Source organism: Rhodococcus sp. NPDC059968, from assembly GCF_042738615.1.
In the GTDB taxonomy this organism is placed as follows: domain Bacteria; phylum Actinomycetota; class Actinomycetes; order Mycobacteriales; family Mycobacteriaceae; genus Rhodococcus_F.
In genome coordinates, this window is the sequence record NZ_JBHWUE010000034.1 from 49,752 (window position 1) to 64,466 (window position 14,715).

The following is a 14,715-nucleotide window of genomic DNA, read 5'->3' on the forward strand; positions in this document are numbered from 1 at the left end:
GGTGCGGTGTTGGTGTGTCCGTCCGGGTCGGGCCGCCGCACAGCGCTGGTGGATGCTGTCTCACACCACTCGCCGAACCTTCATCCCGTCGAACACGGGCGCGATGCGAACCACGTCACCGGTGGTGGGCGCGTGCACCATTTTGCCGTTGCCGATGTAGATCGCCACGTGCCCGGGGCCGGCTTGACCCCAGTTGCCGAACAGCAGGTCACCGGGTCTCGCGTCGGCGAGGGGAATCTCGATACCGATGTTCCACTGAGTTTCCGACGTCCGGGGTAGGGATACGTTCTCTGTTGTTGCGGCGTGGACGGCGTACGAGGTGAGTCCGGAGCAGTCGAAACCGCCACCGGAGGGCCCGCTCACGTTGCCGCCGCCCCACACGTAGGGAAGGCCGAGATAACGTAGGGCAGCCTCGACGATCCTGCCGCCGACCCCTCCCCAGTCGCCGGACCCAGGATCGAGGATCGACGTGAACCGGGATTCGGCTGCGCGGATCTTCGCCACGTAGGGCTTTGTCTGATTCTCGTAGTCGGGGAGCCCCGAGGGCATTCCGCCCGATCGGCGGACCGCTCCCACGCCGGCATTGTATCCGGCGAGCGTCAGGTCCAGCACGTCACCTGAGACGATGCCGGCCTGCTTCCACGAATCGATCTCCTCGTACATGTCGCAGAGCAGATGCCCCGATGCCATGACCGAGTCGCCGACGGCAAGTACGTCCGCCTTTCCGTCGCCATCGGCGTCGCGCCCGTATTTTGCCCAGGTGCCGGGCATGAACTGGCCGGGACCACGGGCGCCATCCGGAGACACGGGCGCCGAGGCGCCGTATCGGAAGTTGTTCTCCGCCGAGTACAAGGCCGCCAGGACAGGGGCCTTGATGCCGTCGCAGATACTTCCCGCCTTCTGGAACCAGGGGACGAATACTGCGATCGCCCCCAGCTGTGAGGCTGCCCCGGGAGAGGCGTCGGACACGGTGGGCAGGTGGGAGATCTCGGAGACGGCAAGTGGCATCGAGTCGAATTGTCCAACGGTGTCACCGAATTCGGTGATTGTCCCGTCGGGTTCGGGTTCAGGCTCGGTGGCAGGAATTTCGCCCGTGGTGTCGCCGCCGCTAGTTGGGGGAGAGGCACTCTCGGGTGGTGGGGCGTAGGTTTCTATCGCATCCTGGACTGCATCCGCGGTATCGGTGATTGCCTGCTGTGCTGCACCTTGCGCCTCGGGCGGTAGTAGTTCGACGGCGTCATCCACCTGTTGCCCGATCGCGGGTGCGGCATCTGTGATCTGTTGTACCTGTTGGGTGCCATAGTCTTTCAATGCCGGAGGCGCCTCCGATCCGTGTATCGCGCCGCCGAGCGCTGTGGCGACTGCGACGATGATCGCCGAAGGATCGACCGACATCTACTTCCTCCCGTACTATGACCCAACCATGTGAACACTTCTGATGTGATCCAAGTCTCGCCCACTGGGCGGTCATGTTCCTCACACCATTTGGGGATTAGGGTCCACCTTTAGAGAGATTCGCGGGGTGTCCGTGTCGATACTTCGCCGGCGGGCGAGGTGCGCCTTCTCGAATCGAACTCGCCGATAACGTCGTCGACCTCGCCGGGGGCGGTCGGCCGCCGGCTTCGCGGATCAGGGAGTTGTGGGTCGGTTGTGCACTCCGGAGACAACCGTGCTCTGGGTCGCCGCGTCGAGGCCGTACGGCGTGTACAGGGTGAATCGGTCGATGATGTCGCCGAACCTGCGTGATATCTCGGCGGCGGCCGCGTCGGGCTCGCCGACGACCGCGAAGGTGCGCAGGATGGTGTCGTCGATCAGCCGGGACATGGATTCCCAGTCGTCGAGCTTGGACAGCCGATGGAGCTCGGTCTGCAGGTCACCCCAGCCATGGAGGTCGAGGACCGCCCGGTACGCCGGTGTGGACCCGTAGAAGGCGATCTGTTTGCGCACGGCGGCTGCCGCTTCCTCGAATTGCCGTTCATCTGACCCGGTGACGACGAGTCCGGGATAGGACAAGGTGAAGTCCTCGAAGGTCTTTCCGGCCTTGGCGAGGGCCGATTTGATCTGTGGGACGGTCACTTCCCGGAGGTATCGTTCGGTGGTGAAGCCGTGGACGAGCATCCCGTCCGCGACCTCGGCGGCGACAGATGTCATCTGCGGGCCCACGGCGGCGATCATCACTTGGGGAGGCCCGAATTCGTTACGCGGAGGTCGGAACATCGGTGTCATCAGGGTGTGGCTGTAGTAATCCCCGCGGAAGTCGAGGGCGGTCTGGTTTTGCCAGCTCTCCCAGATGGCATGGAGTGCCTTGACGAATTCCCGCATCCTCGGCGCCGGCGCGGACCACGGCATACTGAACCGGCGCTCGATGTGCGGCTTGATCTGTGATCCCAGTCCGAGCGTGAATCTGCCGGAGCTGAAGGACTGCATGTCGTTGGCGACCGTGGCGAGAGTCATGGGGTTGCGTGCGAATGCCACGGCGATCGCGGTGCCCACGTGGAGTTGGGGTGCGTTCTCCGCCGCGAGCAGAAGCGGCAGGAAGGGGTCGCGACTGACTTCGGTCGACCACACCCCGTCGAAGCCGGCCCGCTCCGCAAGTCCCACTTGCTCGTGTATCTCGTGGAGGTTCGCCCCTCCCGTCCCGTCGATGGATCCGCCTATGTTGCCGTCGATCAGCATCCGAACTCCCTACCCTCCAACATCCAGTCAGGGTTGACTGGATGTTGGTTCGACGATACCGTGAGCGAACGGTCGGCGACAGTGGTTCGACCGCAGGTTCTTCACTTCGTCCTCTGTGGCTCTGCGCATCTCGAAGATCGCGTCCCCAGGGGATTCGTTCACGATCCGAGGAGAGTTGCCTTGTCTGAAGAGGCATTTGTATACGAGGCCATTCGCACGCCTCGCGGTAAGGGCAAGAACGGAAGTCTGCACTCGGTCAAACCGATCGACCTCGTGGTGGGCCTGATCGATGAACTGCGCGCACGGTTTCCGGACCTGGACCCGGGCTACATCGACGACATCGTGCTGGGTGTCGTCTCCCCGGTCGGCGAACAAGGTGGTGATATCGCCCGGGCCGCGGCGCTGGTGGCGGGCCTGCCACTGACCGTGGCCGGACTGCAGATCAACCGGTTCTGCGCATCCGGACTCGAGGCGACGAATCTCGCCGCCCAAAAAGTACGGTCGGGCTTCGAGAACCTGGTGATCGCCGGTGGCGTCGAGTCCATGTCGCGGGTGCCGCTGGGCAGCGACGGAGGTGCCCTCTTCAACGACCCGACGACCGCATACGACCTCCACTTCGCTCCCCAGGGAATCGGTGCGGACCTGATCGCCACGATCGAAGGTTTCAGCCGCGAAGACGTCGATGCCTACGCTGCGCGGTCGCAGGCCCGCGCCGAGGCCGCCTGGTCGGGTGGATACTTCGCCAAGTCGGTCGTTCCGGTCAAGGATTTCAACGGTGTCCCGCTGCTCGATCACGACGAACACCGACGCCCGGGCACCACCGTCGAATCGCTGGCCTCACTGAAGCCTTCCTTTGCGGCACTTGGCGAACAGGGCGGCTTCGATGCTGTTGCGCTGCAGAAGTATACGTCGGTGGAGCGGATCAACCACGTCCATCACGGGGGTAACAGTTCCGGCATCGTGGACGGCGCGGCGCTGGTCCTGATCGGCAACGAAAAGGCCGGCAAGCAGTTCGGCCTCACACCCCGCGCCCGGATTATCGCCACCGCTGTCACCGGGGCCGACCCCACGATCATGCTCACCGCCCCCACCCCGGTGGCGCTGAAGGCACTCGATGTCGCCGGACTCACCGTCGACGACATCGATCTGTTCGAACTGAACGAGGCGTTTGCGTCGGTGGTCCTGAAATTCCAGAAGGATCTGGCCATTCCGGACGAGAAACTCAACGTGAACGGCGGCGCGATCGCCATGGGCCACCCCTTGGGAGCGACCGGCGCGATGCTCGTCGGAACGGTGATCGACGAGTTGGAGCGGCGCGGCGACCGGCGCGCATTGATCAACCTGTGCGTCGGTGGCGGCATGGGTATCGCGGCCATCATCGAGCGAGTCTGAAAGGCAACGGCAACAACATGAGTGCAACATCAACCATCACGTGGTCGCAGGATTCGGACGGAATCGTGCTGCTGACCCTCGACGACCCGGCCCAGTCCGCCAACACCATGAACTCGCATTACGTCGAGTCCATGGGCAACGTACTCGACCGGCTCGAGGCCGAGCGTGACTCTGTCACCGGTGTCGTGATCACGTCGGCGAAGAAGACCTTTTTCGCGGGCGGTGACCTCAACGACCTGGTCCGTGCCACCGCGCAGGATGCGGTCAAGTTCACGGACTTCGCGAATGGGATCAAGGCCCAGTTCCGACGTCTCGAGACCCTGGGCCGTCCGGTGGTGGCGGCGGTCAACGGTGCCGCCCTCGGCGGTGGCCTCGAGATCACCCTGGCCACCCACCACCGCATCGCGGTCGATTCGAGATCGGTGATCTTCGGACTGCCCGAAGTCACTCTCGGGTTGCTCCCCGGTGTCGGCGGAATCACCCGGACCGTTCGGATGTTGGGGCTCGAGAAGGCACTGACGAGCCTGCTGCTGACCGGGAAGACGTTGAGCCCCGCGGCCGCGAAGACGCTCGGCCTCGTCGACGACCTGGTGACCAGCGCCGACGAACTCGTTCCCGCCGCCAAGAAGTGGATCAAGGACAACCCCGAGGGCGGTGTACAGCCGTGGGACCGGAAGGGATTCCGGATCCCCGGCGGCACCGCGCTCAATCCGGCGGTGACGGCGAACCTGCGCCGCACCGTGGCAGGGGCACCCCTCGAGGCGCCGCGGGCCATCCTCGCCGCCGCCGCCGAGGGTGCGTTGGTCGACCTCGACACGGCGGCGCAGATCGAGACACGCTACTTCGTCGGTCTCGTCACCGGTCAGGTGTCGACGAACATGATCAAGGCGCAGTTTTTCGATCTGCAGAGCATCAAAGCCGGCGGAAGCCGACCGGAGGGGCATCCCAGGTTCGCGGCGCAGAAGGTCGGCGTGATCGGCGCCGGGATGATGGGTGCCGCGGTGGCCTACGTCTCGGCCAAGGCGGGAATCGACGTCGTGCTACAGGACGTCTCGATCGAGTCGGCGCGAAAAGGGAAGGCCTACGCCGAAAAGCTGGAGGCCAAGGCCCTCGCTCGTGGAACAACGACCGAGGAGAAGTCCGCCGCGCTGCTCGCCCGTATCACCGCGACCGACAATCCGGCCGACTTCGCGAATGTCGATTTCGTCGTCGAGGCGGTCTTCGAAAGTGTGGAGGTCAAACAGGCGGTCTTCAAGTCGATCCAGGACGTCGTCGCCCCCGACGCCGTGCTGGGCTCGAATACGTCGACGCTGCCGATCACCACGCTGGCCGAAGGCGTCGACCGTAAGGAAGACTTCATCGGTGTGCACTTCTTCTCCCCGGTCGAACGGATGCCGTTGGTCGAGATCATCGTCGGCGCACACACCGCACCGGCAACATTGGCGAAGGCGTTCGACTTCGCGCAGCAGATCAAGAAGACCCCGATCGTGGTCAACGACAGCCGCGGCTTCTTCACCAGCCGCGTGATCACGAAATTCCTCGACGAGGCCGCTGCAGCGGTCGGTGAGGGAATCGAACCGGTGATCATCGAGCAAGCGGGGGCCCAGGCCGGCTATCCCGCACCCCCGCTGCAGCTGCTCGACGAGCTGACGTTGACCCTGCCACGCAAGATTCGTCAGGAAGCCCGTGCGGCAGTCGAGGCGGACGGCGGCGTCTGGGTCGAGCACGGATCGGAGGCCGTCCTCGACCGGCTGGTCGAGGAACTCGATCGTCGAGGTCGGTCGACCGGTGGCGGCTTCTACGAGTACGACGAGTCGGGCAGCCGCGTGGGCCTGTGGCCGGGACTGCGCGACGCATTCCAGTCGGGGAGCACCGAGATCCCGTTCGACGACCTCAAGGAACGGATGCTTTTCGCGGAGTCCCTCGAGACGGTGCGCTGCCTCGACGAAGGGGTCCTGACCTCGGTCGCCGACGCCAACGTCGGATCCCTGCTCGGGATCGGGTTCCCTGCGTGGACCGGCGGCGTCCTCCAGTACATCAACGGCTACCCGGGTGGGATCGCGGCGTTCGTCGAGCGGGCACGCGTACTTGCCGCCCGGTACGGCACTCGCTTCGAGCCGCCCGCCTCACTGGTGGCCAAGGCCGAGCGCGGAGAGACCTACGAGTAACGGCGTCATTTACGATCGGGGTTGGCACCACTGTGGGTAGTGGCGCCAACCCCGTTGAGGGCTTTTCTCCGAACGGATGGAGCTGATGTCGGTGTCGATCAGTGACGCCTCGGTCAAGCGCACCCAGCAAGAACGGCGGGCGATCACACGCAGGCAGATACTCGACGCCGCCGTTGCGGTGTTGTTCCGGGACGGCTACTCCGCCGCCACCACGTTGCGGATCCAACACGAGGCGGGGGTGTCCCGTGGCCGTCTCTTACAACAATTTCCCTCCCGCGAAGCGCTGCTCGTCGCCGCCGTCCAGCATCTCGCGACGGCGCGGATGGAGGACATGCGGCATCGCGAAGATTGGCCTCACGACCCCACAGAGCGCATCGACTGGGCAATCGAGATCATGTGGCCCACCTTCCACCAGCCGTATTTCTGGGCCGCGACCGAGTTGTGGCTCGCCTCCCGCGCCAACGACAAGTTACGCGAAGCGCTGCTACCGGAGGAGCGCCGGCTGGGCCACCTCGTGAGAGCAACGACCGACGCCTTCTTCGGCAGTGAGTTGTGCGCACGCCCGCGCTACGAGTTGGTACGCGAACAACTCAACACCTCGATGCGGGGTGCCGCACTGACCTATGCGCTCGATCCGCGCGATCCCGCCACCGACCCGCACCTGCACGAGTGGAAACTGATGGCGCGAGAACTGCTTACCTGACGGCCTTTACGGCGGAGCTATCCCGCGCCACCGATCTGGCGCGGGATTCCTCGTATTCCCGGGCGGTCTTCTCGATGAGCGTGGCGACCGAGAGGACCGCGTCCACCCCGGACACGCTGTGCCCACCACTCCACGCCGTGCGGTTGCTGAGCAATCGGTCCTGGCGGAAACCCTCGGATGCGGGATGCTCGGCCGCGGCAGCGTCTCCGGCCTGCCGATCGACCCAGCACTTGAGCAGGCTCGCCGGAATGCCACCTACCTGGGTCGAGAGCACGACGTCGTCGAGGCTCGCCTCGACCAGCGCGCGCCGATAGGCGTTGTCGGCCTGACTTTCTTCGGTGGCGATGAACTTCGTTCCCATGTACCCGAGGTCGGCGCCGAGAACCTGGGCGGCATGCAACGCCACGCCGTCACTGATACCGCCGGCCAGAACGATGGTGCCGTCGAAGCGCTCGCGGACGGCGCGGACGAAGGAGAACGGGTTTGCCCAGCCCGTCTGGCCGCCGGCACCCGCGGTCAGGAGCACCAACCCGTCCACGCCCAAGGCGATGGCCCGCTCCGCATGCTGCAACGTCGCGACGTCGGCGTAGACCTGGCATCCGATCGCGCGCAGTGGGGCAATGACGGGCTCGGGGGACCCGACACTGGTGATGACGAGTTCTACGCCGTGATCCACCAGGCACGCGAGGTCTTCGCGCAGTCGCCGGTTCGATCGGTGCACCACGAGGTTCGGCGCAAAGGGCGCAGCCCTCGGAACCTCGCTCAGGGCCGTCTCGATGCGGGTGAGCCAGTGGTCGAGTTCGCCGGTGGTGGCCGCATTGTGGGTGGGCACGGATCCCACGACGCCTTCACGGCACGCCGCGATGACCAGGTCGGGGCCGGATACCTCCGTCATCGGGGCGGCGATCAACGGAACGGTCAACCGATTCGCCAACGCTTCGGAAATGGACACGTCAGTCTCCTTGCGAGAACCACGAGAAGCAGGGTGGGCGCCTAAGTAAATGCTGAGAAAGCGTCGGTGGCGCATGCTAGGTTGAAAAACAAGCTACAACCCCGGTAAGTAAATCTCAAGCCACATCGAATGTGTCGAAGGGGGCGGGCAGCATCGACGAACTAGTTCGCCCGAGGCGGGCTCGGCTCACGAGCACTCCGCGTCCCCGTAACCGCAGGGCCCAGATCCTGGCCGCCGCGAGCGTCCTGTTCTCCGAACGCGGCTACCCCAATGTGGGCACCGAGGACATCGCCTCGTCCGTCGGGATCACCGCCGGGGCCCTGTACCGGCACTTTCGGAGTAAACAGGAATTGCTCGCCTGCACGGTGGCCGAGAGCTTCGATCAGGCGGGTGAGCTGCTGGTCTCGCACGGAATCGATGACCTCACGGCACTGCTGCACGGGCTGGCGGAAACGGCCGGCACTCGACGTGACCTCGGAGTTCTGTGGAATCGCGAGATTCGACACCTGCCACCGGAGCAGCAGGCGGGCCTGCGTGACCGATTGCATGATGTGGTGTCGCGTCTCTCCGCGGTGCTCGGCCATTCCGTGCCGGGGGTGAGCGGCGTTGACGCGGAACTGCTGGCGTGGTGCATTCTTGCGGTTCTGACCAGCCCGGGCTATCACCGCACCGAGATCCTGCCGGGCCGTTTGATCGAGCTGCTCGCCACCATGGCCGTGGCTGTGAGCGCGGCGCCGTTGGACAGTGCCGTCGAACCGGCCGCCGATCTTCCCGGACGGACCGGCATGGCGCCGGCATCGCGCCGCGAGGCACTCCTGGGCGCGGCCACCAGACTGTTCGGCGCGAAGGGATACCAGGCAGTCACGATGGACGAGATCGCAGCCGCTGTGCAGGTCCACAGCGCCAGCGTCTACCGACACTTCGATACGAAGGCCGATCTCCTGGCCGCGGTGATCGACCGGGGCGCGGAACCGCTCCAGTTGGGGCTGTCGCAGGCACTGTTCTCCGCGGACACCTCCCAGGAGGCTCTGGACGCCGCGGTCGATGCGTACATTGAGTTCGCGATGATCCACTACGACCTGCTGGCCGTGCTGACCTCCGAAGTACTCAGCCTTCCACCCACCCGACGACACGCAGCGCGCAGCGCGCAGCACGACTACGTCGGGCAGTGGTTCCAACTGCTGGAAGAATCCCGGCCCGAACTCGACGACACCGAGGTGCGATTTCGTGTCCACGCTGCTCTGACAATCGTCAACGACGTATCCAGGACGGTACGGTTGCGCTGCATGCCCAACGTGCAGGAACGTGTGCGCCTGGCCGCCCGCCGCGCATTGTATGGCTGACGCTCCCTGGCTCCATAGTTAAGGACAATTCACTACCGACCGCGGGTCAACCCTGCGCGATTCCGGCACAAACCCCCTGACAAGGGGGTATTCAAAGTCGCCGCGTTGACAATAGTGATGCGGGTCACCACAATGGCAGACATAAGTAAATGGTGAGCCACGACAAGGTGAATTGAAGGCAGGTGCAGTGCCGCAGCATCTCGAGGATGAACGTCGCCGATATGGCGGCAATGGATGCCCCGCACCTCGACATGGAGGAACAGTGAATACTTCCGCCGCCCAGCCGTCCGCCGCCCACCGGCTGAGCGAGATGGCCGCCGCGATGCGAGAAATGGCGGGGGTGGAGTTCACCGCGACCCGAAACGAGGATGACACGATCGATGAGACCGGTACGTTGTCCGCCATTCTCGAGGAGCTCCACCGAGCGCAGGGCGTCCTCTACGAGCAGGCCTGCCTGACTCCCCAGCACGGTCTGGAACGCGTGCTCGGTTCGCTGGCCCGCCTGCGCTCGGCGGCGGCCGGGCCCGCCCAGTTCTTCAGTAGTTCGGCCGAAGAACTGTGTACCGCAGGAAGATTCGACCGGGTTCTGGTCTCTCGCATCCAGGGTTCGATGTGGATTCCGCACACCCTGCACCTGGTCTCCGAGGCCATCTCCGCCGCGCTGCGCAACTATCTGAGCGATCTCGAGATCCCCTTGAGCGCGTCGCCGCTCGAGGCCGATGTCGTACGGCGCCGGATCCCGATGCTGGTGAGCGATGCCGGTACGGAAACCCGCACGTATCGTCCGCTCATCAGGTTGTCGAGGACCACCAGCTATGTCGTTACGCCGGTGGTGGTCGACGGAACGGTCGTCGCCCTGCTTCATGCCGACACCAATATCTCCGGGCGGGTGCTGACGTCCGCGGACCGTGACATCGTTCGGCTCTTCGCCGACGGGCTGGGACCGATCTACGAACGGATGGTGCTCACCGAGCGACTGCGTGAGCAGCGTGACCGGCTCGGCATGGTCTTCAGCGCCACGGAAGCGATGATCGACGACGTTCACGGTGGCCCGCTGACCCTCGACGCCCCCGTCGAGATGTTGCCGCCGGCGGCTGTCGATCCTTCTCGCCGAGATCGCAGATCGTCGGAGGTGCCAGTCGCAGGGCGGCCCGAACGGCACTTGACCGCACGCGAGGTCGATGTGGTGGAACTGCTGTCGAAAGGCGCGTCGAACGCGGAAATCGCCGCTCAGCTGACCGTGTCCGAGAGCACGGTGAAATCCCACGTGAAACACATCTTCCGCAAGTTGGGTGCCACCAACAGGGCCAGCGCCATCGCGCGATACGGGAAGATGAAACGTTCGATGGGACGGACGCTATGACACGGGTATTGATCGCAACGACGCCGGCACGGGGGTCCTTGCAGGGGTGGCGACGCAAAGACATCGAGCTGATCACTCGGCTGGAGGCCATCCGGGACGAGGTCTTCGCTGATGTCGGTTCGACCACCCTTCCGGGGATCCGGCACGAACGTCCCGCCCATTCCGCAGAGGCGATCTCAGTCCTGACGCATCACTGCGTCGACGAGCTGCGACGGGCCGCGGCAGCCGACACCGCCAAGGTGGAGCGACTCACCAAGACTGTGCTCGACCTGCAGCAGGTGGCGATGGATCTGTACCTGAACGAAATGGGCCGCAGAACCGAACGTCTGGCCGAGTGTTCGGCGGGACTCCACCGATTACGGACCGTCCCGAGCACCTCCGACCTCCTCGACCGCCTCTGCGAGGACGTGGCCGTTCGTTGCGGATTCCGGCGGGTGGTGTTGTCGCGAGTTGAGGCGGGAACGTGGAAACCGTGGAAGGCGTACCTGGGCGAGGGCGATGAATCGGACTCATGGTTCACCGACTGGATCGATCGCGGGATACCGCTCGATGAGCGGGCTCCTGAAGCGCGGCTGCTGACCGATCATCGGCCGGCGATCGTCTACGACACGGAAAACGCGCCGGTATACCGGCCGATCATCGTCGAGTCGGGTCGCTCACGCTCGTACGTGGTCTCCGCCCTGGTTCTCGACAACAACGTTGTCGGTTTGCTTCATGCCGACCACTTCCCGGTTCCGAGCCGGATCGACGAGATCGACCGCGACGTCCTGTGGGCCTTCACCGAAGGTGTCGGCTACATCTACGAGCGGACGTCGCTGATGGAGCGGTTGCGGAGCCAACGCGACCAGATCAGGGAAATCCTCTCGTCGACGGTGGCGACGATGGACGAGCTGTGCGAATCGGGGATGGCCTCGGCCGGCCGGGCAGACTCCGATCCTGCCGGAGTCGACTCGGCGGCGGACTTCGCCTCGCGTCCCAGCTTGGTCCCGCTCGCCGAATTCACCTCCCGCGAACAAGAGGTGTTCACATTGATGGCGGCGGGGGCGACCAACAACGACATCGCCGAGTCCCTCGTCATCACGGAGGGGACGGTGAAATCGCACGTCAAGCACATCCTGCGGAAGCTCGGTGCGACCAACCGTTCACAGGCCATTGCCTGGTCGATCGGCAACCGCATCGCGTAGTCGATTCGGCACCATCTGCTCAGCGTCACGCCGCCCGGCACTCTGCCGGGCGGCGGTTCTATTCCGGTGCCAAACCATGTTCCCCGGGTACGCCCCGTTTCGGTACTGACGACCGCTCGCAGCCGTGTCGGCATTCCCGGACCGGACCGGACCTGCCGGCTCGGTGATCGTTGTCCCGATCCCCAGCGCCTCCTCGTCGGAGTATCCCCCTGTTGAGGGGTGGGTTTCCTCCCCAAGTAAGTCGCCGCCGGTGTGACCTACGCAATACCTTGAAGGTGTTCCTGAAGTGAGCGGAGCACATCGATATTCGAGTATCCGCGGGGACTATGACAACCACCGAGGAGAGCGATATTCATGAGTCATTCCTTTGCTGTCAAGTGGCTGAAGGCCTTCCGTGAGAGCCCCGAAGCGGTCGTTGCGTTGTACGCCGACGGCTTCCTCTTCGAGGATCCCATCCTCGGCCAGAAGATCACCGACAGGGACGAGCTCCTCCGTGTCTTCGGGCCGTACGCCAACAAGGACACCGAAAACGGGATCGGCATCAACAACTTTCGGATCGATGAGGTTGTCGGCGACGAGAAGTCGGCGATCTACCGGTGGACCTGGAAGGCGCCCACGGCGACCGCTTTCGTCGGCGTCCCGACCAACGGGAAGGTGCCCGGAGCGCGGGGACTGACGTTCCACATCTACAACGAAGCCGGCCTCATCACCCGGGAAGCGAGCCTGTGGGACATCGCGACGGCAGCGGCGGACCTGGGACAGCCCGTCGACCCGTCCAGCGTGACCAAGTCCGCTGTTCTCGTCTGACACCGAACCCCTGCGAAAGGAACTACGAGCACCATGAGTAAGCACGAAGAGCACGCCCGGCGCTGGATCACCGCGTTGACCTCCGACACCGCGGCGGCGGTCGCCCTGTACGCCGACGACCTGGTCTACGACGACCACGCCGATTCCGACCACGTCACCGACACCGCCATCACCAAGGATGAGCTGGCGCCGAAGCTCGCCCCGTACGCGAACACCGACACGGCCAATGGTGTCGGCCTGCACTCCTTCGAGATCACCGACTCGTTCCCGGTGGCGGGCGTGGCCGGAAACCCGGCCGTGGTGATCCTGTGGAACTGGACGGGCACCGGTCTCGAGACCTACAAGGGAGTCCGGACCCAGGGCAAGACGCTGTCCACCCGCGGCATCACCTGGCACCAGCTCGACAGCGACGGACAGATCGTCCGCGAAACGACGTACTGGAACGACACCCCTGTGCTGCAGGAACTCGGAATCCCGATCGTGACGCCGGAGTACTGGGTCGAAGGATTCGACCCGTCCGTTCTCGTTGGATCCTGACCATGTGGGGGCCGTTGCCGGACGTGCTCGATCGGGCATGTACCTACTACAAGGACAACGTCGCGATCGTCGATGGTGATCGTCGGGTGACCTATCGCGAGCTTCTCGACTGGCGCAACCAGGTAGCGAACGGACTCGTCTCTCTGGGGCTGCAGAAGGGCGAGCGCGTCGGCCTGCTGATGCCGAACTGCTTGGAATTCATTCCCACGCAGCACGGAATCTGGGCTGCCGGCGGGGTGTTGGTGCAGATGCCTACGCGTAATGCTGCCAACGCATTCCGGTCGAGTCTCTCCCAGACCGATGCCACCACGCTGATCTATCACGCCCAGTTCGACGCAGTCGTCGCCGAGATCAGAGGTGACCTGCCGAAGCTGCAGACCGTGATCCGGATCGGGAGCAGTCCGGCTTCGGCGCCCCCCGAGATCGGCGAAGTGTTCGGCTACGACGGACTCTTCCGATCGCAGCCGACGGTTCGTCCCGAGGTGGAGGTCGACGTCCACGACGAGGCGTACGTCCTGTTCACCTCGGGGAGCACCGGGGACCCCAAGGGTGTGGTCAACTCGCACTTCACCTGGGGCCACTACAGCATCACCGCGGGTCTCGAGATCGGCGACATCGCCTGGGGTGAGGTCTTCGCGCACGGTGCGCCGCTGACCCACTACACGCAGATCTTCGTCATGCCGACGTTCCTGCGGGGCGGCACCAACGTGATGCTGCCCGGGTTGGACGTGGACAAACTGCTCAGCACCATCGAGCAGGAGAAGGTGACCGCGACCGCCGTCGTTCCCACCATCATCTACCTGCTGCTCGACCATCCGCGCCGCGAAGCGCATGACCTGTCTTCGCTGCGGACTATGGTTTACGCGGGATCTCCCATCGCACCCGACCGGCTGCGTCAGGCGTTGGACGTGTTCGGCCCGATCTTCATCCAGGCCTACGCCGGGACCGAACCCGGGTACGTCTCCTGTCTGCGCAAAAACGAGCACCGGGTGGACAGCGAGGTGTGGATCAAACGGCTCGCCTCGGCCGGACGGCCCCTGTTCCACGTCGACGTGACAATCCAGGACGAAACGGATCAGGTGTTGCCGCTCGGCGAACCCGGCGAGATCGTGTCCCGCCAGCTCGGGCAGATGCTCAGCTACGTCGACGTCTCACGCAACGCCGAGGCGCTGCGTGACGGCTGGGTGCACACCGGCGATATCGGTCGCCTCGACGAGGACGGGTTCCTCTACATCGTGGACCGCAAGAAGGACCTGGTGGTCACCGGCGGGTTCAACGTGTTTCCGCGGCAGGTTGAGGACGCCCTGGCCGGCCACGCCGCAGTTGCGCAGGCAGCAGTGATCGGAGTCCCCCACGAGAAGTGGGGCGAAGCGGTACACGCGGTCATCGCTCTCAAGAGCGGTGTCACGGCAACCGAGCAGGAACTGATCGATCACGTCAAACGGGAGATGGGCAGCGTCCACGCGCCCAAGACGGTGGCATTCGTCGACACCCTCCCGGTCAATCCGGCCGGAAAGATCGACAAGAAATCGATCCGTGCCCCGTTCTGGGAAGGGCGGGCCCGCCAGATCAGCTGACCATCGCAACCTT

Annotated in this window: 12 protein-coding genes; 9 read left to right on the forward strand and 3 right to left on the reverse strand. The window is 64.7% G+C overall.

Annotated features, from left to right (window positions below; translation table 11 throughout):
• Window positions 1–60: 60 nt before the first annotated feature.
• Both ACFWAY_RS25325 and ACFWAY_RS25330 read right to left on the reverse strand, forming a co-directional pair.
• On the reverse strand, window positions 61–1,395 hold the full coding sequence (locus tag ACFWAY_RS25325) for an NlpC/P60 family protein (protein WP_378512589.1): 1,335 nt from the start codon (window positions 1,393–1,395) through the stop codon (window positions 61–63).
• 234 nt (window positions 1,396–1,629) lie between these two features.
• On the reverse strand, window positions 1,630–2,676 hold the full coding sequence (locus ACFWAY_RS25330; protein WP_378512590.1) for an LLM class F420-dependent oxidoreductase: 1,047 nt from the start codon (window positions 2,674–2,676) through the stop codon (window positions 1,630–1,632).
• 180 nt (window positions 2,677–2,856) lie between these two features.
• On the opposite strand from ACFWAY_RS25330, the gene ACFWAY_RS25335 reads away from it, so the two are divergent.
• The 3 genes from ACFWAY_RS25335 to ACFWAY_RS25345 all read left to right on the forward strand — a co-directional run bounded on the left by ACFWAY_RS25335 (window position 2,857) and on the right by ACFWAY_RS25345 (window position 6,939).
• The gene (locus ACFWAY_RS25335) at window positions 2,857–4,068 is read left to right on the forward strand and encodes an acetyl-CoA C-acetyltransferase (RefSeq protein ID WP_378512591.1); all 1,212 of its coding nucleotides are present in this window, start codon (window positions 2,857–2,859) and stop codon (window positions 4,066–4,068) included.
• Window positions 4,069–4,085: 17 nt separating this feature from the next.
• Complete coding sequence (locus tag ACFWAY_RS25340; RefSeq protein WP_378512592.1) at window positions 4,086–6,236, forward strand: 3-hydroxyacyl-CoA dehydrogenase NAD-binding domain-containing protein; 2,151 nt, start codon at window positions 4,086–4,088, stop codon at window positions 6,234–6,236.
• Window positions 6,237–6,312: 76 nt separating this feature from the next.
• The gene (locus tag ACFWAY_RS25345) at window positions 6,313–6,939 is read left to right on the forward strand and encodes a TetR/AcrR family transcriptional regulator (protein WP_009472347.1); all 627 of its coding nucleotides are present in this window, start codon (window positions 6,313–6,315) and stop codon (window positions 6,937–6,939) included.
• Here ACFWAY_RS25345 and ACFWAY_RS25350 read toward each other — a convergent pair.
• The gene (locus tag ACFWAY_RS25350; RefSeq protein ID WP_378512593.1) at window positions 6,932–7,891 is read right to left on the reverse strand and encodes an NAD(P)H-dependent flavin oxidoreductase; all 960 of its coding nucleotides are present in this window, start codon (window positions 7,889–7,891) and stop codon (window positions 6,932–6,934) included. The genes ACFWAY_RS25345 and ACFWAY_RS25350 overlap by 8 nt on opposite strands.
• A 131-nt stretch (window positions 7,892–8,022) precedes the next feature.
• Here ACFWAY_RS25350 and ACFWAY_RS25355 point away from each other — a divergent pair, with 131 nt between their 5' ends.
• The 6 genes from ACFWAY_RS25355 (at window position 8,023) to ACFWAY_RS25380 (ending at window position 14,702) form a co-directional block, all read left to right on the forward strand.
• Window positions 8,023–9,234 (forward strand): TetR/AcrR family transcriptional regulator, encoded by a 1,212-nt coding sequence (locus tag ACFWAY_RS25355; protein ID WP_378512594.1) that lies wholly within the window; start codon window positions 8,023–8,025, stop codon window positions 9,232–9,234.
• 262 nt (window positions 9,235–9,496) lie between these two features.
• The gene (locus ACFWAY_RS25360; RefSeq protein WP_378512595.1) at window positions 9,497–10,597 is read left to right on the forward strand and encodes a LuxR C-terminal-related transcriptional regulator; all 1,101 of its coding nucleotides are present in this window, start codon (window positions 9,497–9,499) and stop codon (window positions 10,595–10,597) included.
• Window positions 10,594–11,781 (forward strand): response regulator transcription factor, encoded by a 1,188-nt coding sequence (locus tag ACFWAY_RS25365; protein ID WP_378512596.1) that lies wholly within the window; start codon window positions 10,594–10,596, stop codon window positions 11,779–11,781. Before ACFWAY_RS25360 ends, ACFWAY_RS25365 begins: the two co-directional genes overlap by 4 nt.
• 354 nt (window positions 11,782–12,135) lie before the next feature.
• The gene (locus tag ACFWAY_RS25370) at window positions 12,136–12,588 is read left to right on the forward strand and encodes a ketosteroid isomerase-related protein (RefSeq protein WP_378512597.1); all 453 of its coding nucleotides are present in this window, start codon (window positions 12,136–12,138) and stop codon (window positions 12,586–12,588) included.
• Window positions 12,589–12,621: 33 nt separating this feature from the next.
• On the forward strand, window positions 12,622–13,125 hold the full coding sequence (locus tag ACFWAY_RS25375) for a ketosteroid isomerase-related protein (protein ID WP_378512598.1): 504 nt from the start codon (window positions 12,622–12,624) through the stop codon (window positions 13,123–13,125).
• 2 nt (window positions 13,126–13,127) lie between these two features.
• Entirely contained in the window at window positions 13,128–14,702 is a 1,575-nt protein-coding gene (locus ACFWAY_RS25380) for an AMP-binding protein (RefSeq protein ID WP_378512599.1), read from the forward strand.
• Window positions 14,703–14,715: the final 13 nt, after the last annotated feature.